Source organism: Coleofasciculus sp. G2-EDA-02, assembly GCF_040226375.1.
Taxonomy (GTDB): domain Bacteria; phylum Cyanobacteriota; class Cyanobacteriia; order Cyanobacteriales; family Coleofasciculaceae; genus Coleofasciculus.
The window spans coordinates 19765-38507 of sequence record NZ_JAVKEW010000119.1 but is presented as its reverse complement, the minus strand read 5'-3'; the positions used below and the strand labels follow the sequence as shown (position 1 = coordinate 38507).

Annotated in this window: 17 protein-coding genes and 3 pseudogenes; 13 read left to right on the top strand and 7 right to left on the bottom strand. The window is 46.2% G+C overall.

Going from position 1 to position 18743, the window contains the following annotated elements; translation table 11 throughout:
• The first annotated feature begins 207 nt into the window (after window positions 1–207).
• The 3 genes and pseudogenes from RLO19_RS13390 (at window position 208) to RLO19_RS13380 (ending at window position 4115) form a co-directional block, all read left to right on the top strand.
• Window positions 208–1287 (top strand): glycosyltransferase family 4 protein, encoded by a 1080-nt coding sequence (locus RLO19_RS13390; protein ID WP_446357111.1) that lies wholly within the window; start codon window positions 208–210, stop codon window positions 1285–1287.
• Window positions 1288–1424: 137 nt separating this feature from the next.
• Window positions 1425–1544 (top strand): annotated as a pseudogene (locus RLO19_RS13385) (glycosyltransferase); the annotation flags it as partial.
• Between the two features lie 285 nt (window positions 1545–1829).
• Window positions 1830–4115, top strand: a complete 2286-nt coding sequence (locus RLO19_RS13380) for an amylo-alpha-1,6-glucosidase (RefSeq protein WP_446357090.1) — start codon at window positions 1830–1832, stop codon at window positions 4113–4115.
• A 219-nt stretch (window positions 4116–4334) separates the two neighbouring features.
• Here the strand turns inward: RLO19_RS13380 and RLO19_RS13375 are convergent, their stop codons facing one another.
• On the bottom strand, window positions 4335–5759 hold the full coding sequence (locus tag RLO19_RS13375) for a protein adenylyltransferase SelO (RefSeq protein ID WP_446357088.1): 1425 nt from the start codon (window positions 5757–5759) through the stop codon (window positions 4335–4337).
• A 160-nt stretch (window positions 5760–5919) separates the two neighbouring features.
• Here RLO19_RS13375 and RLO19_RS13370 point away from each other — a divergent pair, with 160 nt between their 5' ends.
• Both RLO19_RS13370 and RLO19_RS13365 read left to right on the top strand, forming a co-directional pair.
• Window positions 5920–6171, top strand: a complete 252-nt coding sequence (locus RLO19_RS13370; protein WP_446357086.1) for a chlororespiratory reduction protein 7 — start codon at window positions 5920–5922, stop codon at window positions 6169–6171.
• A gap of 268 nt (window positions 6172–6439) precedes the next feature.
• Window positions 6440–7687, top strand: coding sequence for a cation:proton antiporter domain-containing protein (locus tag RLO19_RS13365; RefSeq protein ID WP_446357084.1), 1248 nt, complete (start codon window positions 6440–6442; stop codon window positions 7685–7687).
• A gap of 109 nt (window positions 7688–7796) precedes the next feature.
• Here RLO19_RS13365 and RLO19_RS13360 read toward each other — a convergent pair whose 3' ends face one another.
• Both RLO19_RS13360 and RLO19_RS13355 read right to left on the bottom strand, forming a co-directional pair.
• A complete protein-coding gene (locus tag RLO19_RS13360; protein ID WP_446335095.1) occupies window positions 7797–8348 on the bottom strand; it encodes a DUF2854 domain-containing protein in 552 nt (183 codons plus the stop codon).
• A 63-nt stretch (window positions 8349–8411) separates the two neighbouring features.
• Window positions 8412–9161: a ChaB family protein gene (locus tag RLO19_RS13355; protein ID WP_446357082.1), complete on the bottom strand. Its 750-nt coding sequence runs from the start codon at window positions 9159–9161 to the stop codon at window positions 8412–8414.
• Between the two features lie 288 nt (window positions 9162–9449).
• On the opposite strand from RLO19_RS13355, the gene RLO19_RS13350 reads away from it, so the two are divergent.
• Window positions 9450–10109 carry a TraX family protein gene (locus RLO19_RS13350; RefSeq protein ID WP_446357080.1) on the top strand — a complete coding sequence of 220 codons (660 nt, stop codon included), beginning with the start codon at window positions 9450–9452 and terminating at the stop codon, window positions 10107–10109.
• A gap of 383 nt (window positions 10110–10492) precedes the next feature.
• Here the strand turns inward: RLO19_RS13350 and RLO19_RS13345 are convergent, their stop codons facing one another.
• On the bottom strand, window positions 10493–10990 hold the full coding sequence (locus tag RLO19_RS13345) for a 1,2-dihydroxy-3-keto-5-methylthiopentene dioxygenase (RefSeq protein ID WP_446357078.1): 498 nt from the start codon (window positions 10988–10990) through the stop codon (window positions 10493–10495).
• Between the two features lie 112 nt (window positions 10991–11102).
• Window positions 11103–11339, bottom strand: a pseudogene (locus RLO19_RS13340) (ATP-binding protein); the annotation flags it as partial.
• Between RLO19_RS13340 and RLO19_RS13335 the strand changes: the two are divergent.
• Window positions 11338–11499 (top strand): hypothetical protein, encoded by a 162-nt coding sequence (locus RLO19_RS13335; RefSeq protein ID WP_446357076.1) that lies wholly within the window; start codon window positions 11338–11340, stop codon window positions 11497–11499. The pseudogene RLO19_RS13340 and the gene RLO19_RS13335 sit on opposite strands and share 2 nt — an antisense overlap.
• Here the strand turns inward: RLO19_RS13335 and RLO19_RS13330 are convergent.
• Both RLO19_RS13330 and RLO19_RS13325 read right to left on the bottom strand, forming a co-directional pair.
• Window positions 11496–11870: pseudogene (locus RLO19_RS13330) on the bottom strand (tRNA(His) guanylyltransferase Thg1 family protein); the annotation flags it as partial. The gene RLO19_RS13335 and the pseudogene RLO19_RS13330 overlap by 4 nt on opposite strands.
• A 217-nt stretch (window positions 11871–12087) precedes the next feature.
• Complete coding sequence (locus RLO19_RS13325) at window positions 12088–13905, bottom strand: serine/threonine protein kinase (protein WP_446357074.1); 1818 nt, start codon at window positions 13903–13905, stop codon at window positions 12088–12090.
• A 581-nt stretch (window positions 13906–14486) separates the two neighbouring features.
• Between RLO19_RS13325 and RLO19_RS13320 the strand changes: the two genes are divergently transcribed.
• The 6 genes from RLO19_RS13320 (at window position 14487) to RLO19_RS13295 (ending at window position 18736) form a co-directional block, all read left to right on the top strand.
• Window positions 14487–15143 (top strand): DUF6391 domain-containing protein, encoded by a 657-nt coding sequence (locus RLO19_RS13320; protein WP_446357073.1) that lies wholly within the window; start codon window positions 14487–14489, stop codon window positions 15141–15143.
• 222 nt (window positions 15144–15365) lie between these two features.
• Complete coding sequence (locus tag RLO19_RS13315; protein ID WP_446357071.1) at window positions 15366–15584, top strand: photosystem I reaction center subunit IV; 219 nt, start codon at window positions 15366–15368, stop codon at window positions 15582–15584.
• 22 nt (window positions 15585–15606) lie between these two features.
• The gene (locus RLO19_RS13310; RefSeq protein WP_446357069.1) at window positions 15607–16467 is read left to right on the top strand and encodes a DNA-formamidopyrimidine glycosylase; all 861 of its coding nucleotides are present in this window, start codon (window positions 15607–15609) and stop codon (window positions 16465–16467) included.
• Window positions 16468–16746: 279 nt separating this feature from the next.
• Window positions 16747–16965, top strand: coding sequence for an NAD(P)H-quinone oxidoreductase subunit O (ndhO, locus tag RLO19_RS13305; protein ID WP_446357067.1), 219 nt, complete (start codon window positions 16747–16749; stop codon window positions 16963–16965).
• Window positions 16966–17105: 140 nt separating this feature from the next.
• Window positions 17106–18074 (top strand): malate dehydrogenase, encoded by a 969-nt coding sequence (mdh, locus tag RLO19_RS13300; protein WP_446357065.1) that lies wholly within the window; start codon window positions 17106–17108, stop codon window positions 18072–18074.
• Between the two features lie 95 nt (window positions 18075–18169).
• Window positions 18170–18736, top strand: a complete 567-nt coding sequence (locus tag RLO19_RS13295; protein ID WP_446357063.1) for a Uma2 family endonuclease — start codon at window positions 18170–18172, stop codon at window positions 18734–18736.
• Window positions 18737–18743 lie beyond the last annotated feature (7 nt).

Here is an 18743-nt window from a genome sequence, read left to right as displayed (position 1 = left end):
ACCTGTCAGGGGTAGAGTTCACGAATTGGCAAAACTAGCTCCCCTTTAAAATTTGGTATAATTTGATCCATACACCTTAACAAACAAGGTCGCGAATCCGAAGAACACCCTTGTTGAAGTGACCAGCGCCACGTTAATTAACCCCAAATTACTAACGTTTCTTCATTCCATCTCACTTTAAATGGGAATTTAATGGAAATTTTCAAAATGCGGATTGCTCAAATTGCACCGTTGTGGGAACGTGTACCTCCCCCAGCTTATGGTGGTACAGAATTAGTGGTGAGTTTACTCACTGATGAACTCATCCGTCGGGGTCATGAGGTAACATTGTTTGCATCCGGTGATTCAGAGACACTGGCAAAGTTGGCATCAGGATGTAAAAAAGCCTTGCGTTCTCTCGACGTAACGCATCAAGAATACGCCATTTATGAGCAGATGCAGTTGAGCAAAGTTTTTGAACGAGCTAATGAATTTGATGTGATTCATTCTCATGTAGATTACCCGGCGCTTCCATACACGAACTTGACAAAAACGCCAGTTGTGCATACAATTCATGGTACATTTTCGCCATTAGTTGAGCAGATTTTTACCAAGCATCGTCAACAACATTTTGTCAGTATTTCCAATTCCCAGCAGCGCCCTGAGTTGGGACTGAATTATGTGGCAACGGTTTATAACGCGATCGCACCCGAACGGTTTACGTTTTACTCTCAGCCCAAACAGCCACCCTATCTGGCGTTTGTTGGGCGCATATCCCCGGAAAAAGGACCCAGGTTAGCGATTGAAATTGCCAAGCGTTCCGGATGGCATTTGAAAATAGCGGGTAAGGTTGATCCCAAAGATCGAGCCTTTTTTGAGGCGGAAGTGGAACCTTTAATTGATGGTAAACAAATTGAGTTTTTGGGTGAAGCCAATCACGAAAAGAAAAATGAATTGATGGGAGGTGCGGTGGCGACGCTATTCCCGATTACCTGGCGCGAACCCTTTGGACTGGTGATGATTGAATCTATGGCATCTGGCACTCCGGTGATTGCCATGGCATTAGGTTCAGCCCCAGAAATTATCGTTCATGGCAAGACAGGGTTCCTCTGCGATACAGTCGATGAATGCGTGGATGCGATCGTGAAAATACCTCAACTGAATCGACAAGCCTGTCGGGAACATGTTGAAACCAACTTTGCAGTGAAACGCATGGTTGATGGATACGAAGCCGTCTACAACCAAATTCTAGCCGAACGGTTTGCTCACAATGGTCATCTGCACGTCCCCACGCTTCTAGCTAGCTAAGTTTATAGAAGGCAGATGGCAGATGGCAGAAGGTTTCAAGACATACGTTAAACCTTCTGCACCCGACAGAAGATATCAGAGATAAAATTGAATGAGGTGAATCATGAACAAAACCGTTCATAGACAACCCCTGGCTCTACTACACCGCCGCCGATGTCTGCATTATTCCCAGTCGATATGAGCCGTTTGGATCAGCTGCGATCGCGGCACTGGCGTATAAGATACCCATTGTCGCCTCGGATGTGGACGGATGTCGCAGAAGGAAACAATCTGTAGGGGCGGGTTTTACAGATAACTGTTTGGCACTTTTCCGAAATTTGACTAAACCCGCCCATCACCTAATCAGCCCACACCAAAATCTATGATTTAGCGTCATATTTGCCCGTTGACTGGACTCTCGCATTCGCGATGATAATTAAACGGTACAACCGAAAAATTTGGGCGCGAATGCTTCGCCCCTACGAACCCCTACGAACTCCTAACAATACGAATACGGATGGGTGATGTTTGACGTTTGATGTTTTATATTTAGGTTTTCAATTATGTCTGATACAGATACCCGGAACGACAAAACAGCAACAGCTCTAACTATCCTAAAACTCAACGGTAGAACCTTTGCGCCGGCTGAACAAGTGCCGATTCCAGAGTTGCAATGCAGGACGACAAAACGACTCCAATCGACACTTACGATGAAAGATGACGACCTATTCTTGATTACTGATCCCCTAGGCAATATTGCCGGATGTCTTGATGACGAATCCGATAAAAGCTTGGGGTTATTTTGTCAAGATACTCGGTTTCTCAGTCGCCTAGAGTTACAGATTGAGGGACTCTCACCCATTTTACTCAGCAGTACAGCCGGACGAGGTTTTGCCCTTTCGGTTCTCTGTGCGAATCCTTATGTTGAGGGACGTATTCCGGCGGAAACGATTGGCATTCAACGCGATATTGTACTACAGGGTGGACTGTTTGAAAACCTGAAGATTACCAACTACAGCACCCAACCCGTTGAGTTTGAACTCAGTTTAAGTTTTGATGCCGATTTTGCCGATCTATTCCAAATTCGCGGTTATCTCCGTCAGCAGATAGGGACTTTAATGCGACAGGTTATCCCTCAAGAGGATAATGCTTTGGACTGCGATATAAAATCCTTGGTTGAGGAAACCGGGGAACTTACCTTAGCCTATCAGGGATTGGATCAGGTGTTGATGGAGTCTCGAATTCAGTTTTATCACCGTCAGCCTGATGAATTTAGGGGATATACGGCAATTTGGCGGTTGGAATTGAATTCTCACGAAACCCAGAAATTTGGGTATCGCTTACAGCCCTTTGTTGACAATCGTCCAGCTTCTGTGGTAAACGCGCCGACAACCATAAAACAAGCGATCGCGGCGGAGGCGATAGAGGAGCGGGATTGGCGAGAAGGGGTGACTCGGATTCGCACGGATAATCGAGTCTTAAACCAGATTATTGAACGCGCTGAACAGGATATCTATCTTTTAGGTCAAACCTTTGGCAAGGGTAAGATTCTCTGTGCTGGAATTCCCTGGTTTTCCACGTTATTTGGACGGGATTCCCTGATTGCTGCAACCCAAACGCTGATCCTCGATCCGGGGATTGCGCGTCAAACGCTGATTACCCTGGCGGAGTATCAGGGTAAACTTGAGGACGAGTGGCGGGAAGAAGAACCAGGTAAGATTCTCCACGAGTTGCGTCTGGGTGAAATGGCTCGCTGTGGCGAACTCCCCCACACGCCTTATTATGGTACAGTCGATGCCACGCCCCTGTGGTTGATGCTCTATGCTGATTATTATGCCTGGACTTATGATCAGCAACTGTTGGATCAGTTATGGGATAATGCTTTAGCGGCGATGGATTGGATTGATCGCCGTTGTCAGCAGACGGGCTATATTAGCTATGAGTGCAAATCTAAAGGTGGACTTCGGAATCAGGGATGGAAAGACTCTGGAGACTGTATTGTTGATGCCAAAGGGAAGTTAGCGGAAGGGGCGATTACTCTGGCGGAAGTGCAAGGATATGTTTATGGGGCGAAGATGCGCTTAAGCCAGCTTGCTCGTATCAAAAAGCGGTTAGATTTGGCAGAACGTTGGCATGAGGAAGCCCAAGACTTGAAAACCCGCTTCAATCGGGACTTTTGGCTGTGCGATCTCGGCTACTGTGCTTTGGCGTTGGATGGTGAGGGAAAACCTGTAGATAGTATCACATCCAATCCGGGGCATTGTCTAGGATTAGATATCTTATCAAAAGACAAGGAACAAAATGTCGCCGAACGATTGCAAGCGCCGGATATGTTTAGTGGATGGGGAATTCGCACCTTAAGTAGCTTCTCTCCCGCGTATAATCCCATGGGCTATCACCTCGGATCAGTATGGCATCACGATAACGGGATGATTATTGCCGGATTGCGATCGCTAGGACTAGTGGATCAGGCGTTGGAAGTGGCTCAAGGGATTATCGACATGACCATCCAACAACCCTATTATCGTCCACCCGAACTCTTCTGTGGCTATGAACGCACCCCCGATAGCACCCCCGTGCGATATCCTGTGGCTTGTTCACCCCAAGCTTGGGCAACGGGGACGATTTTCCAACTCCTCCAGGTGATGGTGAACTTGATACCCGATACGCCCAGGAATTGCCTCCGAATTGTTGATCCCACGCTTCCTGAATCCGTTCAGTATCTATCACTACAAAACCTAAAAATTGGGCAGACGGTATTAGATTTAGAATTTGAGCGCTCTAGTGGAGCAACTGCCTGTCGAGTTGTGCGAAAACGCGGCAATTTACGAGTTGTCATTGAAGCGTAATCACCAGGGATTATATCATTACCCGCACAACTCAGTTGACATTCTGTACCTCCTCGTCAGCGACATCCTGTTCTCAAAAAAGACAAAACAAGAGAAAAAAACTCTCATCGGGCGTCTTAATTTAGTTGATTTTCATGATTTTCTATCCATAGGTTCGTCAACATTGTGGGCGAACCCTTTTTCTTTTGTCCAAAGTCCAGTCATTTCTGAGAGAACAAGTTATTGTTTCGCTTGTAAGCTTCTCACCAACTCATCAAAGGGTTGCCAATTATCCTCGCGATCGATAGCTGCCCAAACTTCTTCAATAACAGGTCGTAGTAATGCAGTTTTCGGATTCTTCTCCTGTAACCGCTCAGTCATTTTCTCCAAATCATCCGTTGACAAATCCTGCAAGATATGTTGGTATAATTCGCGCCAATTGGCTAATGATAATTCCTGTTCAGCAGACTGGCAAAAAGACGCCTGATGAAAAATTTGTGAAGCATCATCGCGCCAAGTTGGGTGAAACTGCTGGGTTAATTCAGTGAAGAAGGCATGATATCCCACCTGAGTTTCTTTTAACAACTCAATCGTCCTCTTCAATAACTCATCGCCCTGGGGTTTATTCACTTGCTCAAATCCCAACTTATTCAGCATCAACTGTCGATAAGCTTGATGATAGTGTTCGTCATAAGCCGTTAACCCAGCTTCCATATCAGCAACCGGAATCACCATGGCTAACGGCTGCTGCAACATTTCCAAATTTAACCGACAAATACTTGGTTGATTGCCATAACAATAGCGTCCGTAATAGTCGAAATACGCCGCCGTGAACACAGGATTATAGGTGGGGATAAAAGCATAGGGACCATAATCAAAACTTTCCCCCGTAATCGACATATTATCCGTATTTAAAACAGCATGACAAAATCCTGCTGCCATCCATTGGGCAACTAACTCTGCCACTCGTTTCACTAACTCTGCATAAAATTGGCGATATTGCTCAACTCTATCCTTCTGTTGCAATAGATGGGTGTAGTAACAGTTGATTACATGATCAAGCAGCGTTTTGATTAAATCCCGACGCTTAAAATAGCGCAACCGTTCAAACGTGCCAAATCGAATATGAGAACGACTCATCCGTACCATCACCGATGAACGAGTTGGAGATGGTTCATCCCCTCGCCACAACTGTTCCCCGGTTTCAATCAGACTTAAACAGCGAGAAGTACGCACACCCAAACTATGCAACGCTTCCGCCGCGAGGACTTCCCGTACTCCACCTTTAAGAGTCAATCGACCATCAGCCCCCCTAGAATAGGGAGTTGTCCCGGAACCTTTCGTGCCAAAATCATAGAGTTCACCATCGGTTCCCCGCACTTGACCATAGAGAAACCCGCGACCATCTCCCAATCTGGGATTATATTCGCCAAACTGATACCCGTGATAACGCAAGGCTAAAAAGGGTCGTATACCCACAAATTTACCAAAAGCCTGGATAAAATCACTATCTGCTACCCTTTGCGGGTCTAACCCTAAAATTGGCAGCAGTTGGTCATTGCGGAACCGCAGGGAATGACAGGGAAATTCGGCGGCGGCGACTTCATCAAAATAGTCATAGCCGAGGGATTCTAAGGCTCTTTCGTATTCTAGGGAGAGAAACATAATGATGTTAGTCAGTTGAAGCTAAATGTAGGAGAGTATATTTATAATAGTCTCCTGCTGCTCGGCTATGTGGATAATCTAGCCCATTGGCAGTATTCTAGTTACCGTGGATGTAATTAACGATTTTTATTAACTGTTGAACTAAATCCTGAAATGAACCATGCCAGATTCAATCATGTATCAAGAAGATGCTTATGTGGTTCTGGAAACGAATCAACCTGAGCAATTTATCACACCGGAGGAGTTACTGGAAAAACTTAAATCCATTTTAGCAACACGACAGGATAATTTACCCCGTGATTTGCAGCAGTTTTCCTCTGTAGAGGAGCAAGCCAAGTATTTAATGGAAACCTCTTGTGAATTAGACATGGAACCTGGAGAATATTTGCAATGGTATATCGTGCGGCTATAAAAGCCGTAGTAAAAAAGAACTACTGAACTCAAAGATTTGGAGTTATTTTAAAATGGACTTTTTAAAATTAACCTTTCAGGTAGTTTATGTATCTCAATGTAATTGCCTTACTCTCACGATAATCTACCTAGGGGTATATTTAGAACATTACAGTTTTGTTTTAACTTAGAGAGAATGATTCAAATTTTGGTAAAAACGATAATTTAGTTAAAAAAATATTAACTAAATTGTCAATAAATCCCTGTCAACCGGCGCGATCCTACTCATCATGAATCAGCTAAACATTGCTATAACCGCCATCGCCGCACTGGTTGTGGCTGTGGGGCTACTCTCTAAACCACTGCGGCGGATGTATTTTTCCGACTCGACGATTGCGCTGCTGTTGGGCGTTCTGATGAGTTCAGATGTTCTGGGGTGGCTTGATATAAGTAGCTGGTGGGGCAATAAAGAACTCCTAATTGAGGAAGCCGCTCGTTTAACCCTTGCCATTGGTTTAATGGGTGTTGCTCTCCGCATACCCAAAGGATATGTTCCCCGACATTGGAAGTCTTTAACGGTGATACTGGGGCTAGTCATGCCCCTAATGTGGTTGAGCAGTGGTTTACTGGTATGGTGGTTATTGGATATCCCCTTTGGGGTAGCCATGCTGATTGGGGCAGTGATAACACCAACTGACCCGGTTGTCTCGACGGATATTGTTACGGGTGTCATTGCTGAGGAAAATATTCCCGGACGCCTACGTCACCTCATTTCCAGTGAATCAGGGTTGAATGATGGGTTAGCGTATCCGATAGTTTATCTACCCATTCTATTCCTGACGCGATCGCCAAAAGAAGCTCTTTCCCATTGGTTGCTGCACACCATACTTTGGGAAATCGGTGTCGCTGTTTTAGTGGCTGTATTTTTGGGTCATACGGCAGGTCGATTATTAGTCTGGGCTGAAAAAAAGGACTTAATTGAGAAAAAGTCGGTTCTCGCTTATACGATTGCCCTTTCACTTTTGGCATTGGGGGCAGCGAAGTTACTAGGTAGCGATGGTATTCTAGCTGTTTTTATAACAGGATTAGTCTTTGATGGACTCGTGAATACTCAGCAAAGAACTCAGGAAGAGCGCATCCAAGAAGCTGTGGATCGCTTCTTTACTCTACCCATTTTCCTGTTATTGGGTTTGGTAATGCCCTGGCAAGACTGGCTGCAACTGGGCTGGAAAGGCTTACTGCTAGTGGTAGCCGTCTTGCTCTTGCGCCGCCTCCCCGCAATCTTGGCTCTCAGTCCTTGGATTAAGCGCCTACACGGTGTCTCAGATTCTCTGTTCGTGGGTTGGTTTGGTCCAATTGGCGTTGCGGCTCTTTACTACTCTCATTTAGCGCTGCGCCTCACAGGTAATCATCAGGTTTGGGTAGTTAGCAGCTTGATGATTTTTGCCTCTATTCTCGTCCATAGTATTAGTTCCACACCTTTGAGTCAGCTGTATGGCTCTAAACATCAGCATCGCCAAGCATCTGAGGCTCACTAGATCATGGATTCACTCATTGAAAGAATCTGCAAGAAAGTGGAGGTGGCTGGGTTATAAAGCTAAACAGCACACCATCTCCCCACTTTCGTGCCTAATAGTCTCAATTTAATCAGGTTTGGGATGCCGCAATCAACGCCACATCAACCTGGTCTTCCTCAGATTGGCTCAATTCAACTCGGATATTCGGACCGAAAAACTTCTCAATCTTTTCCCGCTTTTGTTCCCATGTTTCAAAAGGAATCAGTGGCGAGTAAAATTCCAGTACTAAAGTGTAAGCGCCATCCACTATAGTTTCTCGTAAACTATTGAGGACAGGGCGTTCCTCATCGCTAGGAGAGAGACCCAAACTTTCCAGGGAGCTATCCAGGTGAGCGTCTTGACCGTAACGATAACGCATCACATCTTGGCGAATTTGGTTTTGAATGGGAGTAGCCGTCTGCTGTCGCTGTTGTAACACGTCCGGTGGTGTGGGTTGACTTAAGGGTACAGGCTTGAGTTCGGCAGCTTTCAGGGCAAAACCACCCAGTAAGATGGGGACGCCGTAGAAAAATCCTACTAAATTTAAGGTCGCGTTCTCGGTGGCATAAGCCACAAAGCCGATGATAGTAAGTACTCCCCCAACCCACAGTCCCACCGTTCCCAAGGAAATTTTGCGTAACATCTTAATTCAACTATCTACACAACAATCACTTTAGCTTAAACGGTGGGAAGTCCCGCGCTGTAATTATAGGGTCAACATCGTATTGTCTTGTTCATACTGCTGATGAATGGTTTGCCAAGCGGCTTGTTCTGCCTGGATCGGGTCTTGATTCTCATCGTACACGCTATTGTAGCGCTCGATGAATGTTTTCTGAGCGTCTTCAGATAGATGCGATCGCACTTCGGGAGACAAATCACTAGGATCGTTACATTTGCCGGGACAGGGGCGAGGTAGCGTCATATCGCTGGTATGGACTTCTTCCCCACCTGCACTTTGCAGTAAGAGTTGATATTCTCCCGATTTTCCCGCTGGAACTTCTACCATCACTAGAAATTCACCAGCTTGTAGACGTGTTTGGTAAACCGCTGCTTTTTCTTCTGGCATTCCTAAAGCAGCCAGTACCGAGACTAAACCCGCGCCAGCACTACCGGCGAGGGCACCACTAGCAGCCCCTAATAGTACGGCACTCAAAGGACCGGCTGACACCACAGGACCCACAAAGGGAATCAATAAAACACCCACACCGGTTAACAGACTTAAGAACGAACCAAATAAGGAGCCAAAAATTGCCCCGGTTCTGAGTCCGCCTAAAATAACATCTTTTTTACTAATAAATCCGGTAATTCGGGTTTGAGATTGAAAATTTTTACCCATCACCGAGATATGATCTGAGGGAACGCCGCGATTCACCAGGCGTCGGATGGCGGCATCGACTTGATCTTGTTCTTTAAATACCGCAGAAACCGTGCGTTCTGCTCTATAATTATCAGCCATGTAAACTCTCCTATTTATATTCTGATTGGTTTTGCTAAGCTACCAGGTTAGGTAATTCAACCAGCATCCTTCATCGCTCTTAGGGTGGATCAAGGGATAAATTCTCTCCGGAGCGGGTTTCACCGATAACGTTTGGGAAAAAACCGATAACTCTACTAAACCCACTCCTATCGGGAAAGCCACGGCGATTTTAATCGCGGAACCACACAAACTAAGTTGCCTGGGCGGACTGAATTATCCAGGGGGTAGTTAACCCAGATTTGGTATAACCAAGACATAGTATTAAAATTGCTAAATTCATTTCACATTAAATTAATCGCCTGTCTGCTGATGCTTATCGATCATGTCGGACGGGTATTTTTCCCAGAAGTAACGATTATGGTTGCTCTCGGGCGTTTGAGCTTCCCTCTCTTTGCTTGGCTAGCGGCACAAGGGGAAAACTACACTTCAAATATTTGGAATTATGTATTTAGACTTATGCTTCTGGGAGTTGTCTCACAACCCATTTATTCTCATGTTTATTCCTTAATTTTCTCAGCAACGCCTCCCCTGAATATTTTGTTCGTGCTGGCGGCTGGCGTGATGGCGATTCGACTCGCTAAACAGGTTAATAATGGTCTGCTTAAGGCGGCTATTGTTTTATTGTTTACCACGATTGCCATAGCCGCTCGTTTCGAGGCAGGATTCTTTACGCTGCCAATCGTCTATCTAATGTCAAAGTTGAAGCCGGGGGAGTTTAATTTAAAAGGGTGGTTGGTTTATATCTCACTGCATATCCTTTACGTCGCAGTTGGGGGTGGTTTTATCGAATTGGCTGGAGTTATTGCACCCTTATTTATTCTACTACATAATGCAAAAGCGGGAATAAAAACGCGATGGTTTTACTTGTTTTATCCTGTTCATCTTGGTGTAATCGCTGGAATTAAATGGTATTTAACGATGTATTGAATTGATTAAGACGAAAAATGGGTTTTTTGGGAAAAATTAGGTCACATTTGAATCTCGTGTAGGGGCGACCCGCTTGCACAAACTAACACTTGTATCCACTCAATTGAATCGGGTCGCCCTTTACTCAATGATAATGAAAACCCAATTAGGGCGGAGGGCGGGTTTTGTTGTTTATTTATGGATGACAAGTCGTGTTAGTTCCTAAACCCGCCCCTACAGGCGTGACACGGCTAAAATTGCGGGATCATTTTTATGATTGAATCGGGCGCACGTCAGGAAAGGGCGCACGTCGGCAAAGGGCGCACGTCAGTGCGCCCCTACGGTTTCCGGACGGAATTTTAATCCATAAAATTAGGTGTGCTATGCTCCTACCGTGGCTAAATTTACGCCTCAAAATTAATCGCTGTCCCCGTATATTCTGGAACCCAACCTTCTGTCGTGGTGAAATAGCGCACAGCTTTAACCCGTCGGGATGGAGTGAGATGAAACCAATGTTCTGTATTCGCGGGGACATTAATATATTCTTCTGGCTGCACGGTTAATTCCATCTGAGAACCATCGGGACGCACAAAACCAAACACCCCTTCACCCGCAACAATGTAGCGCACTTCGTCCTCGGTGTGGTAGTGACAACGGTCAAATTTAGATAGCATTATGTCCAGATTGGGGATATCGGGATGCAGCACAATTAAATCGCGAGACTGATAACCTGCGGTTTGTTTCAGGTGTTCAAAATAGTTATCCAGCGCTTGTAGGATTTGTTCCTTTTCTTCATCAGTTAAGGAATCTTGCGCCAACAGGCGGCGAATCTTTGGGTTATCGCCAATTGACCAATGATTGAGTTGCACATTACACCGACGTGCGCCCGGTTTAATTGTCAAATTTATGCCACTATTTTACCAATCTATCAGGTGGGCAATGCCCACCCTACTGGCTACGGTGTTTTTAGGTGATAACCTATCCAGTATGCTTTATCTTCTGTTCGGTGATAAATTCATTTAATGCTTCTAATAACCGCAGCAATTCTGTAGATTTTCCCGCCCCCCGATGTCCGGCATAGAGATTACAGGTAACTCTATCTGATAATAAAATTGACCGTCCTAGTTCAATTAAAATATCACAATCACCCCGCACCTCTTCACAATCCACATAGGTAGGATCACCGGGAGGTAACGGGCGAAAGGGATCAAAGGCATTAAAAATTTGTTTTAATATTTGGAAATCGTTCATGGTTGGTCATTGGTTATGGGTCATTGGTACAATTTGTCTAATCTATGACTTATGGCTGGGATATGGGCAAAGCATTCGCGATGAAAATTTGGTCAGTTCAATGATATATCTAGGCGCGAATGCTTTGCCCCTACGAATTACGACTGTCCCGACGAATTAGGAATGCCTTGACGACCGATTAATTTCGCTCAATAAATCGCGAATAAACTGACTATATTGGTCTTTCATTGGCAGATTTAACTCCTGTCGAATCCGTTTTCTTCTTGCTTCGGTTGTCTCACCAGTCAGGGGATTTAATCCCGGCTTTTGATAGGATTCCCAATACAATCCTACCCCTCGTTTATGCCAATTCGGTACATGATTAAAATTAATCCCATGCTGGAATAACAATTCATTTTTATCCGCCACCGATAAGCGTTCTAACCGAGCTGTGGCTTGTCTGGCAGTTTTGCCATCTTTCCGCAAACACCAATAACTATGAGAGTTTAACGCATTTCTGTGGGCATCTGCTTGTCGCCAGCGAAAATAATCCCGGCCAAACGTAGTGAGCATGGGCGGTTTCATAAACCCGCATTTGGGCATCGAGTTCATCAAATTTCATTAGTATTTTAATAGGAATCTATCGAGACGTACCACGGCAATGGTAGGGGCAGATTTAGGAACAATTGTAGGGGCGGGTTTAGCGACTAAAACTACTTGTAACCAATAAATGAACAACAAAACCCGCCCTGATTCATCAGCCTTCTGATTACGGTTTAATTAAATCCTGCTCAAATTTCCGATAACGCGCAATGCGTTTTGCCCGATCCAATGGCGGATAAAGAATCAACGTGGCTAAAGGAAAACCTGTGCCTAAAATTGCTCCCAAAACTATGCCATTGACAAACCCTAACTTTAAAGCCATTCCTAAACTAATTCCCAAGGCGGCGGATAAGACAGAAACCCCAAATGCTAACCCTTGACTAAACCCCCGTTGCACACAACTTTGAGCAACGCCTTCTCCTTCAAATGCCGCCATAAATACTACCGCATCCACCGCCGCAAATGCCGCAATTGCCATATCCGTCGCCCGAAATTGAGCGCCAAATCGGGCGGCAAATATCGCCGCGACACCTGCAAAAAAAACGGAAGCCACGGTATCTAGGGCTCTCACCTTGACCCCAAAGCGCGATCGCACCTTTGCCATCCCCTGACTAATCCACCCCGACGTAATCGCCGCCACAAGTCCCAACAGAGCCACTAACACCGAAATGAAAATCGCGATCGCAACACCAACTGTGCCACTATGACTCACAATACCATCCCATGCCATTGTTTCCACCCAGGTGGCGGCGGCGGCAAAGAAAATCAATAATCCTACCGAAAAATAGGGTAATTTCTTCGCTGGAATCGGCACAGGTGCTGTCTTCACCTTTAGGGTTAAGCTTTGGGTTTCCGGATGGGAATTGCTGTGAATTAATATCTCCCGCTCATAGAGCTTATTCGCCATCAACTTGCGCGTATCAACGGTAATTTTGCCCAGCACTTGATTACTGACGAAATGACTTTGTTCAAGGTAAATCCATTCATGGAAATCAGGCGTGTGCGGGGGATCACTCAGATGGGGGGCAATTTGCCAACGGCTTGCCAATACCGTATCGGGAACAGAGTTTGTCAGAATGACCTTTTTAGTTATCTTTTCCCCCAATTTCTTCGCCGTGAATTCCAAACACGAGACATTGAGATTCACCTCTGGTACTCGAATCACATAAATTGGATTCAGCGCCTCTAACGCGGTTTCCGCATCTAGAAAACGGTCTTTTGGTTTCAGTTCCACCATCCTTTGCAGCCACTCAATCCAACGTAAACTCAGCCGAGGAACCCGATGTTTAAAATTAATCCGATAGTCTTCATCAATTAACTGGCTAATATCGGTTGAGGCAATACCCGTGAGTAAACAAATCAGCGTTGCGCCTAACCCATAGAGATCCGACGCCTCACTCACTTGTTGATTAAACAGTAATTCCGGAGCGATGAACCCAATCGTCCCCTTCGCCACACTACTCATGGCAATTTCACTACCGCCGATATGGGCAAACCCAAAATCAACCAGGTAGACATTTAACTCATCATCGACTAGGATATTTTCCGGTTTAATATCCCGATGACTAATCGGCGGAATGCGATTTTGTAAATAAACTAGAATATTGAGTAATGAAACAGCAATTTGCTTAATCTCATCGGGGTCAAAACTACGCCGAACAGCTAAAGACGCGGCTTTTTTATAATCCTGGACTAAACAAAACCCGGTTGCGGTTTGAAATGAACCCAAATATTGAGGAATTCCTGGATGATTCAATCCACGTAACACTTGAATTTCCCGTTCGATGGCTTCATAATCAGACCAGTGTGCCTCACTTTGGGCAAACTGAAACTGTTTAATCACAACGGGTTCTTTCAGTATTCCCTTTGACGTCAGGGGAGGAATTGGCACCGCCAGGTAGGTGACTCTCCCACCTGCGCGATTATGACCTAATTCTCGAACGACCCTGAAACCGTGGCTGGATAAGTCTGGAAAATTACTCATGAGGTTAAGTCAAACGTCAAAAGTTATGTAGAGACGTAGCCTGCTACGTCTGTCAAATTGCGATCCCCATCTTCCCTTTTAGATCCCCCTTCCGTCCCCCAATAGATCCCCCAATAGATCCCCCTTCCGTCCCCCAATAGATCCCCCTTCCGTCCCCCTTATAGATCCCCCTCCCGTCCCCCTTAAAAAGGGGGAAGCCATAGGATGCTTCGCTCTTGTTGCACGGGGGAAACCAGAGGATGCGAGAGCGTTTTTTGCACGGGGGAGACCACTAGAGAGGAATAAGATGTACGGTGTCTAGATACAGCAATGCTTACCTGGTATTCTATCGCGGCAAAACTTATCGCGTCGTTATGGGTGCGGAGGGTGCGGGGATGCCCAGGTGCAGGGGAAATGAGGGCGGGCGCGAGTCACATCTTTTGTGAGGTCAGAAACGATAATGGTGAAACCCACCCTTACACACTCAAAATTCAACACTCACGCGCCATACCCTTGAGCCTAGCGAAGCGAAGGGTCAACACTTCCCCAATAACGAACGCTAAAGTTGAAAGAATATCGGCTAGTTTGAGAGTACTCCTGCCATGACTTATACGAATTCTGCTCAGACTTGGGATTTTAACTTTCCCACGCCCTATCCCAGCCAAGATACTGACTTACTCAAGCAACTGCCTTTTGTACCAGGGTTACAAGAACTGTTAATGCTGCGTCAGGTTCATGCTCTTGAACATGCTACGGTTTGGGTTCTGGCTGATTTAGCCAATGTCAACTATACGTCACGCCCCGGTAGTAGTCGTGCGGGTACAGCCACCACCGTGCATGAGATGGATAATGACACCTTAGGCGGTTTATCCACCGAACAAGGATTTTACCTCTACGGTCAGGTGAATTTATCAGACTTAAGACGTGCGGTTCCTCTGGCGTTGAACCGTCTCACCCAAGGGGAATGGAATTTAGCTGTACATCCTCGTTGCGGTACGAATCTCTCCGTTGGCATGATGTTAACGGCTGGACTTGCCCTAGGCGCCCATCTCCTCCTACCCCGTGGTCCGATTGAGCAACTAATTGGTTTAGGTCTAGCCACCGCCACAGCTACCCAACTTGCCCCTGACATTGGTATCCTAGCTCAACGCTACCTAACCACGGCTATTCCCTTTAATCTGGCTGTTGAGGATATTAGCGATACCTCGGATATCTGGGGACGACCGGCTCATTTCGTGCAGGTGCGATGGCGGGATTAGACTCAAAAGGGTAGGAGAGTAGGAGTTCCATCGGTGTAGAGACGTAGCATGCTACGTCTCTACAATGCTCCCGCACCCCGCCATCCCGCCCTATCTCCCTCTATATCTGGAAACAAGGGGCTTTTAAAGTCATCTTTGTAATAAAACTTAAAACACAGAGTAAGCAGACACCCCTCATCCAGTAGTACGCTGTAAAACTAGATTCGTAAGGGAAAAACTGATATGGCAGAAATAGAACGCGGCGCGAAAGTTCGGATTAAACGCAAAGAATCCTACTGGTTTAACGATGTGGGAGTCGTGGCAACAGTAGACAAGAGCGGCATTATCTATCCTGTCATCGTCCGTTTCGATAAAGTCAACTATGCCGGCATCAATACCAATAACTTTGCTGAAAACGAACTCATAGTCGTGGAAGCGGCTAAGAAGAAAGCTAAGAAGTAAAGGAACGGTATCACACGAAGCCGTGCCTGAATTGCCGGAAGTTGAAACAATTCGTCTGGGTCTCAAGCAAATTACCTGTGCCCAGGATATTCAGGGTGGGGATGTGTTGCTCCCGCGCACCATCGCCTACCCTGTTTCTGTGGCTGCGTTTTTGGAGGGTGTGAAGCAGACGAGAATTACCGATTGGCACCGACGAGGTAAATATTTGCTTGCCCAACTTACCCACTCTGAGAATGGGGATGCTAGCTGGTTAGGAGTGCATCTGCGGATGAGTGGTCAACTTTTATGGATTCGGCAAACGGAACCGTTACAGAAGCATACACGAGTACGCTTGTTTTTTCCTCAAGGACAGGAATTGCGCTTTGTCGATCAACGCACCTTTGGTCGGATGTGGTGGGTGCCACCTGGGGAAAAGTGCGATCGCATTATCACGGGGCTGCAAAATTTAGGACCTGAACCCTTCTCGGATGCGTTCTCTCCAGAGTATTTGACTCAGAAGCTGAAAACGTCTCAGCGTTCGATCAAAACCGCCCTCCTCGACCAATCCCTGGTTGCAGGTGTGGGGAATATCTACGCCGATGAAGCCTTGTTTGTGAGTGGGATTCATCCTCAAACCGTTTGCGCCCGATTAAATGTAGACCAAATTGAACGTCTGCACCAGGCGATTATTCAAGTGTTAAAAACGGGGATTGAGGCGGGTGGCACAACCTTTAGCAGCTTTCTCAATGTCCAGGGAGTCAATGGTAACTATAGTGGGGTTGCGTGGGTCTATGGTCGCACGGGAGAGCCTTGTCGCGTCTGTGAAACCCCAATTGAGCGGATTAAGTTGTCTGGGCGTTCGTCTCATTTTTGCCCAAGCTGCCAGTCACCAACGACCAAGTAAGATTTCAGTTTAAGTCTCAACCCAACCTACTGGCTGGGCGGTTGAAACCGCAGCTACACAAACTTGCACCCGCCTGCGCGGGTTTCCAAATTCTTAATCTTGTGTTATTTCTACTGCGCCTAAAGTTTTGAGTGTGGTTTTCTCGGCTTCGGTTCACGGCAATCTGACGCTGGGTAAACGGCAGTAATTAGTATAAGCGGGTCGCCCCTACACTCAGACGTGAATTATGAGGGATAATGGCTTGGAAGCGTTTACTCATATCGACATTAGAGATAAATAATGGCAGGCAAGCTCAAGAAAGGATCATTAGTGCGCGTGAATCGCGAAAAGTTGGATAATAGTGTGGAAGCCAAATCCAGTGATATTCGCTTTCCTCCTTACCTGTTTGAAAGTGATGGGGAAGTGGTCGATACGCGGGGTGAGTATGCCTTAGTCAAGTTCTATGTACCGACCCCGAATATTTGGTTTCGCCTCGACCAACTCGAAGTCACTGGGTGAAGTAGTAGCGTGACACGTCTAATTTGCTCGATTAGCCTGGTCAAAAATCCAGGCTTGCGCCCAAAAATGCTGTAAAATTGCGCCATGTTAGCTGTGCCACGCCAGTTGTATAGTCGCGATCGCAAAACCGATCTATAGCCATGGCATTTTCTTCTAATTTACCTATCGCCTGCAATGATCACCGCGTCACCGTGATTGGTGCGGGTCACGTCGGTAGCACTTTGGCGCACCGGATTGCCCAACGCAATTTGGCAAATGTGGTACTTTTAGACATTGTTCCCGGTATTCCCCAAGGCATTGCCCTGGATTTAATGCAGGCACAGGGGATGGATTGTCACAATCGTGAGATTATTGGCACCAATGATTATATGGATACCACCGGGTCTGATGTGGTGATCATCACGGCGGGTTTACCTCGTAAACCGGGGATGAATCGAGATGATTTACTCAAAATTAATGCCAAGATTGCGGTTGAGGTGGCAGAAAAAGCGATCGCGCGATCGCCCGATGCGCTCTATATTGTGGTCACAAATCCCCTGGATGTGATGACCTACTTGGTCTGGCAAATATTAGGATTACCCGTGTCACGGGTGATGGGAATGGCAGGAATGCTGGATTCTGCCCGTTTCCAAACCTTCATTGCTATGGAGTTAGGTGTATCGATTGCGGATGTCAGTGGGTTAGTCTTGGGGGGTCATGGCGATTTAATGGTACCCTTACCCCGCTACTCCACAGTGCGAGGAATTCCGATTACTGAACTGATGGATGAGGAAACAGTTGAGCGCTTGGTAAATCGGACTCGTCATGGTGGCGCAGAAATTGTGAATCTGATGAAAACTGGGGGGGCGTATTCCGCGCCTGCATCCTCGACTTGCGCGATGGTGGAAGCAATTTTACATAATCAGTCGCGACTTTTACCTGTGTCATCCTATCTGGATGGGGAGTATGGTTTAAAGGATATTTTTATTGGTGTCCCCACACGGTTAGGATGTCGAGGTGTGGAAAAAGTTGTGGAAATTAACCTCACTGATACCGAACGCGCCGCCCTGCATACGTCAGCAGAATCGGTTCGTAAAAATATTAAGCGGGCGCAGGAAATGTTGGCTTAATGGTCATTTGTCCTTTGTCATTTTTCCTTTGTTGGGGGTGACGGGTTACTCCTCAAATTACGGATAATGGGGATAATTGTGGCAAAGGATAATGGATGATTATGGCATACGCGATCGCGAATTCCCAGGAGTCTCAGATTGAGTCTCCAGTTTTCTCTGTCGAAGACTATTTGCTAAATCCCCCTGACCATACAGAATGGGTAGATGGGCAATTGGTGGAGAAGCAAGGAATCAACGCCAAACAGGGTCGAATTCAAGCACGATTAGCTCGATATTGGATCAATCATCAAATATTCAGTAGTCAGGGAGGACATGTTTACACGGGATCAGCTTGTTGGACAGGAGAACGGGGGTGTCGTCCCGATGTTTCTTACCTCACTCCGGAACTGGTGGAACAATTTGGCGATTTTACGGTTTTATCTCAAAGTTTCCCCTTAATTGCTGAGATTATTTCACCAACAGATGGGGCGGAAGAGGTTTTTAGTAAGGTCAAAGAGTATCTGCGATCAGGATGTCAGGAAGTTTGGTTAGTGTTTCCGGAAAGTCAATGGGTTTTAGTGATTACAGAACAGCAACAGGTTTTATTTAATCATGGTGATGTTGTTAAAACGCAGCAGGTGTTAGAGGGGTTTAGTGTGGCGGTTGATAATCTATTGGCGTGAGTAGCGA

What these genes read in the sequence shown, in the direction of transcription:
- RLO19_RS13390 (WP_446357111.1), top strand. Translation starts at nt 208, where the DNA reads ATGCGGATTGCTCAAATTGCACCGTTGTGGGAACGTGTACCTCCCCCA.
- RLO19_RS13380 (WP_446357090.1), top strand. Translation starts at nt 1,830, where the DNA reads ATGTCTGATACAGATACCCGGAACGACAAAACAGCAACAGCTCTAACT.
- RLO19_RS13375 (WP_446357088.1), bottom strand. Translation starts at nt 5,759, where the DNA reads ATGTTTCTCTCCCTAGAATACGAAAGAGCCTTAGAATCCCTCGGCTAT.
- RLO19_RS13370 (WP_446357086.1), top strand. Translation starts at nt 5,920, where the DNA reads ATGCCAGATTCAATCATGTATCAAGAAGATGCTTATGTGGTTCTGGAA.
- RLO19_RS13365 (WP_446357084.1), top strand. Translation starts at nt 6,440, where the DNA reads ATGAATCAGCTAAACATTGCTATAACCGCCATCGCCGCACTGGTTGTG.
- RLO19_RS13360 (WP_446335095.1), bottom strand. Translation starts at nt 8,348, where the DNA reads ATGTTACGCAAAATTTCCTTGGGAACGGTGGGACTGTGGGTTGGGGGA.
- RLO19_RS13355 (WP_446357082.1), bottom strand. Translation starts at nt 9,161, where the DNA reads ATGGCTGATAATTATAGAGCAGAACGCACGGTTTCTGCGGTATTTAAA.
- RLO19_RS13335 (WP_446357076.1), top strand. Translation starts at nt 11,338, where the DNA reads ATGGTTGGTCATTGGTTATGGGTCATTGGTACAATTTGTCTAATCTAT.
- RLO19_RS13325 (WP_446357074.1), bottom strand. Translation starts at nt 13,905, where the DNA reads ATGAGTAATTTTCCAGACTTATCCAGCCACGGTTTCAGGGTCGTTCGA.
- RLO19_RS13320 (WP_446357073.1), top strand. Translation starts at nt 14,487, where the DNA reads ATGACTTATACGAATTCTGCTCAGACTTGGGATTTTAACTTTCCCACG.
- RLO19_RS13315 (WP_446357071.1), top strand. Translation starts at nt 15,366, where the DNA reads ATGGCAGAAATAGAACGCGGCGCGAAAGTTCGGATTAAACGCAAAGAA.
- ndhO (WP_446357067.1), top strand. Translation starts at nt 16,747, where the DNA reads ATGGCAGGCAAGCTCAAGAAAGGATCATTAGTGCGCGTGAATCGCGAA.
- mdh (WP_446357065.1), top strand. Translation starts at nt 17,106, where the DNA reads ATGGCATTTTCTTCTAATTTACCTATCGCCTGCAATGATCACCGCGTC.
- RLO19_RS13295 (WP_446357063.1), top strand. Translation starts at nt 18,170, where the DNA reads ATGATTATGGCATACGCGATCGCGAATTCCCAGGAGTCTCAGATTGAG.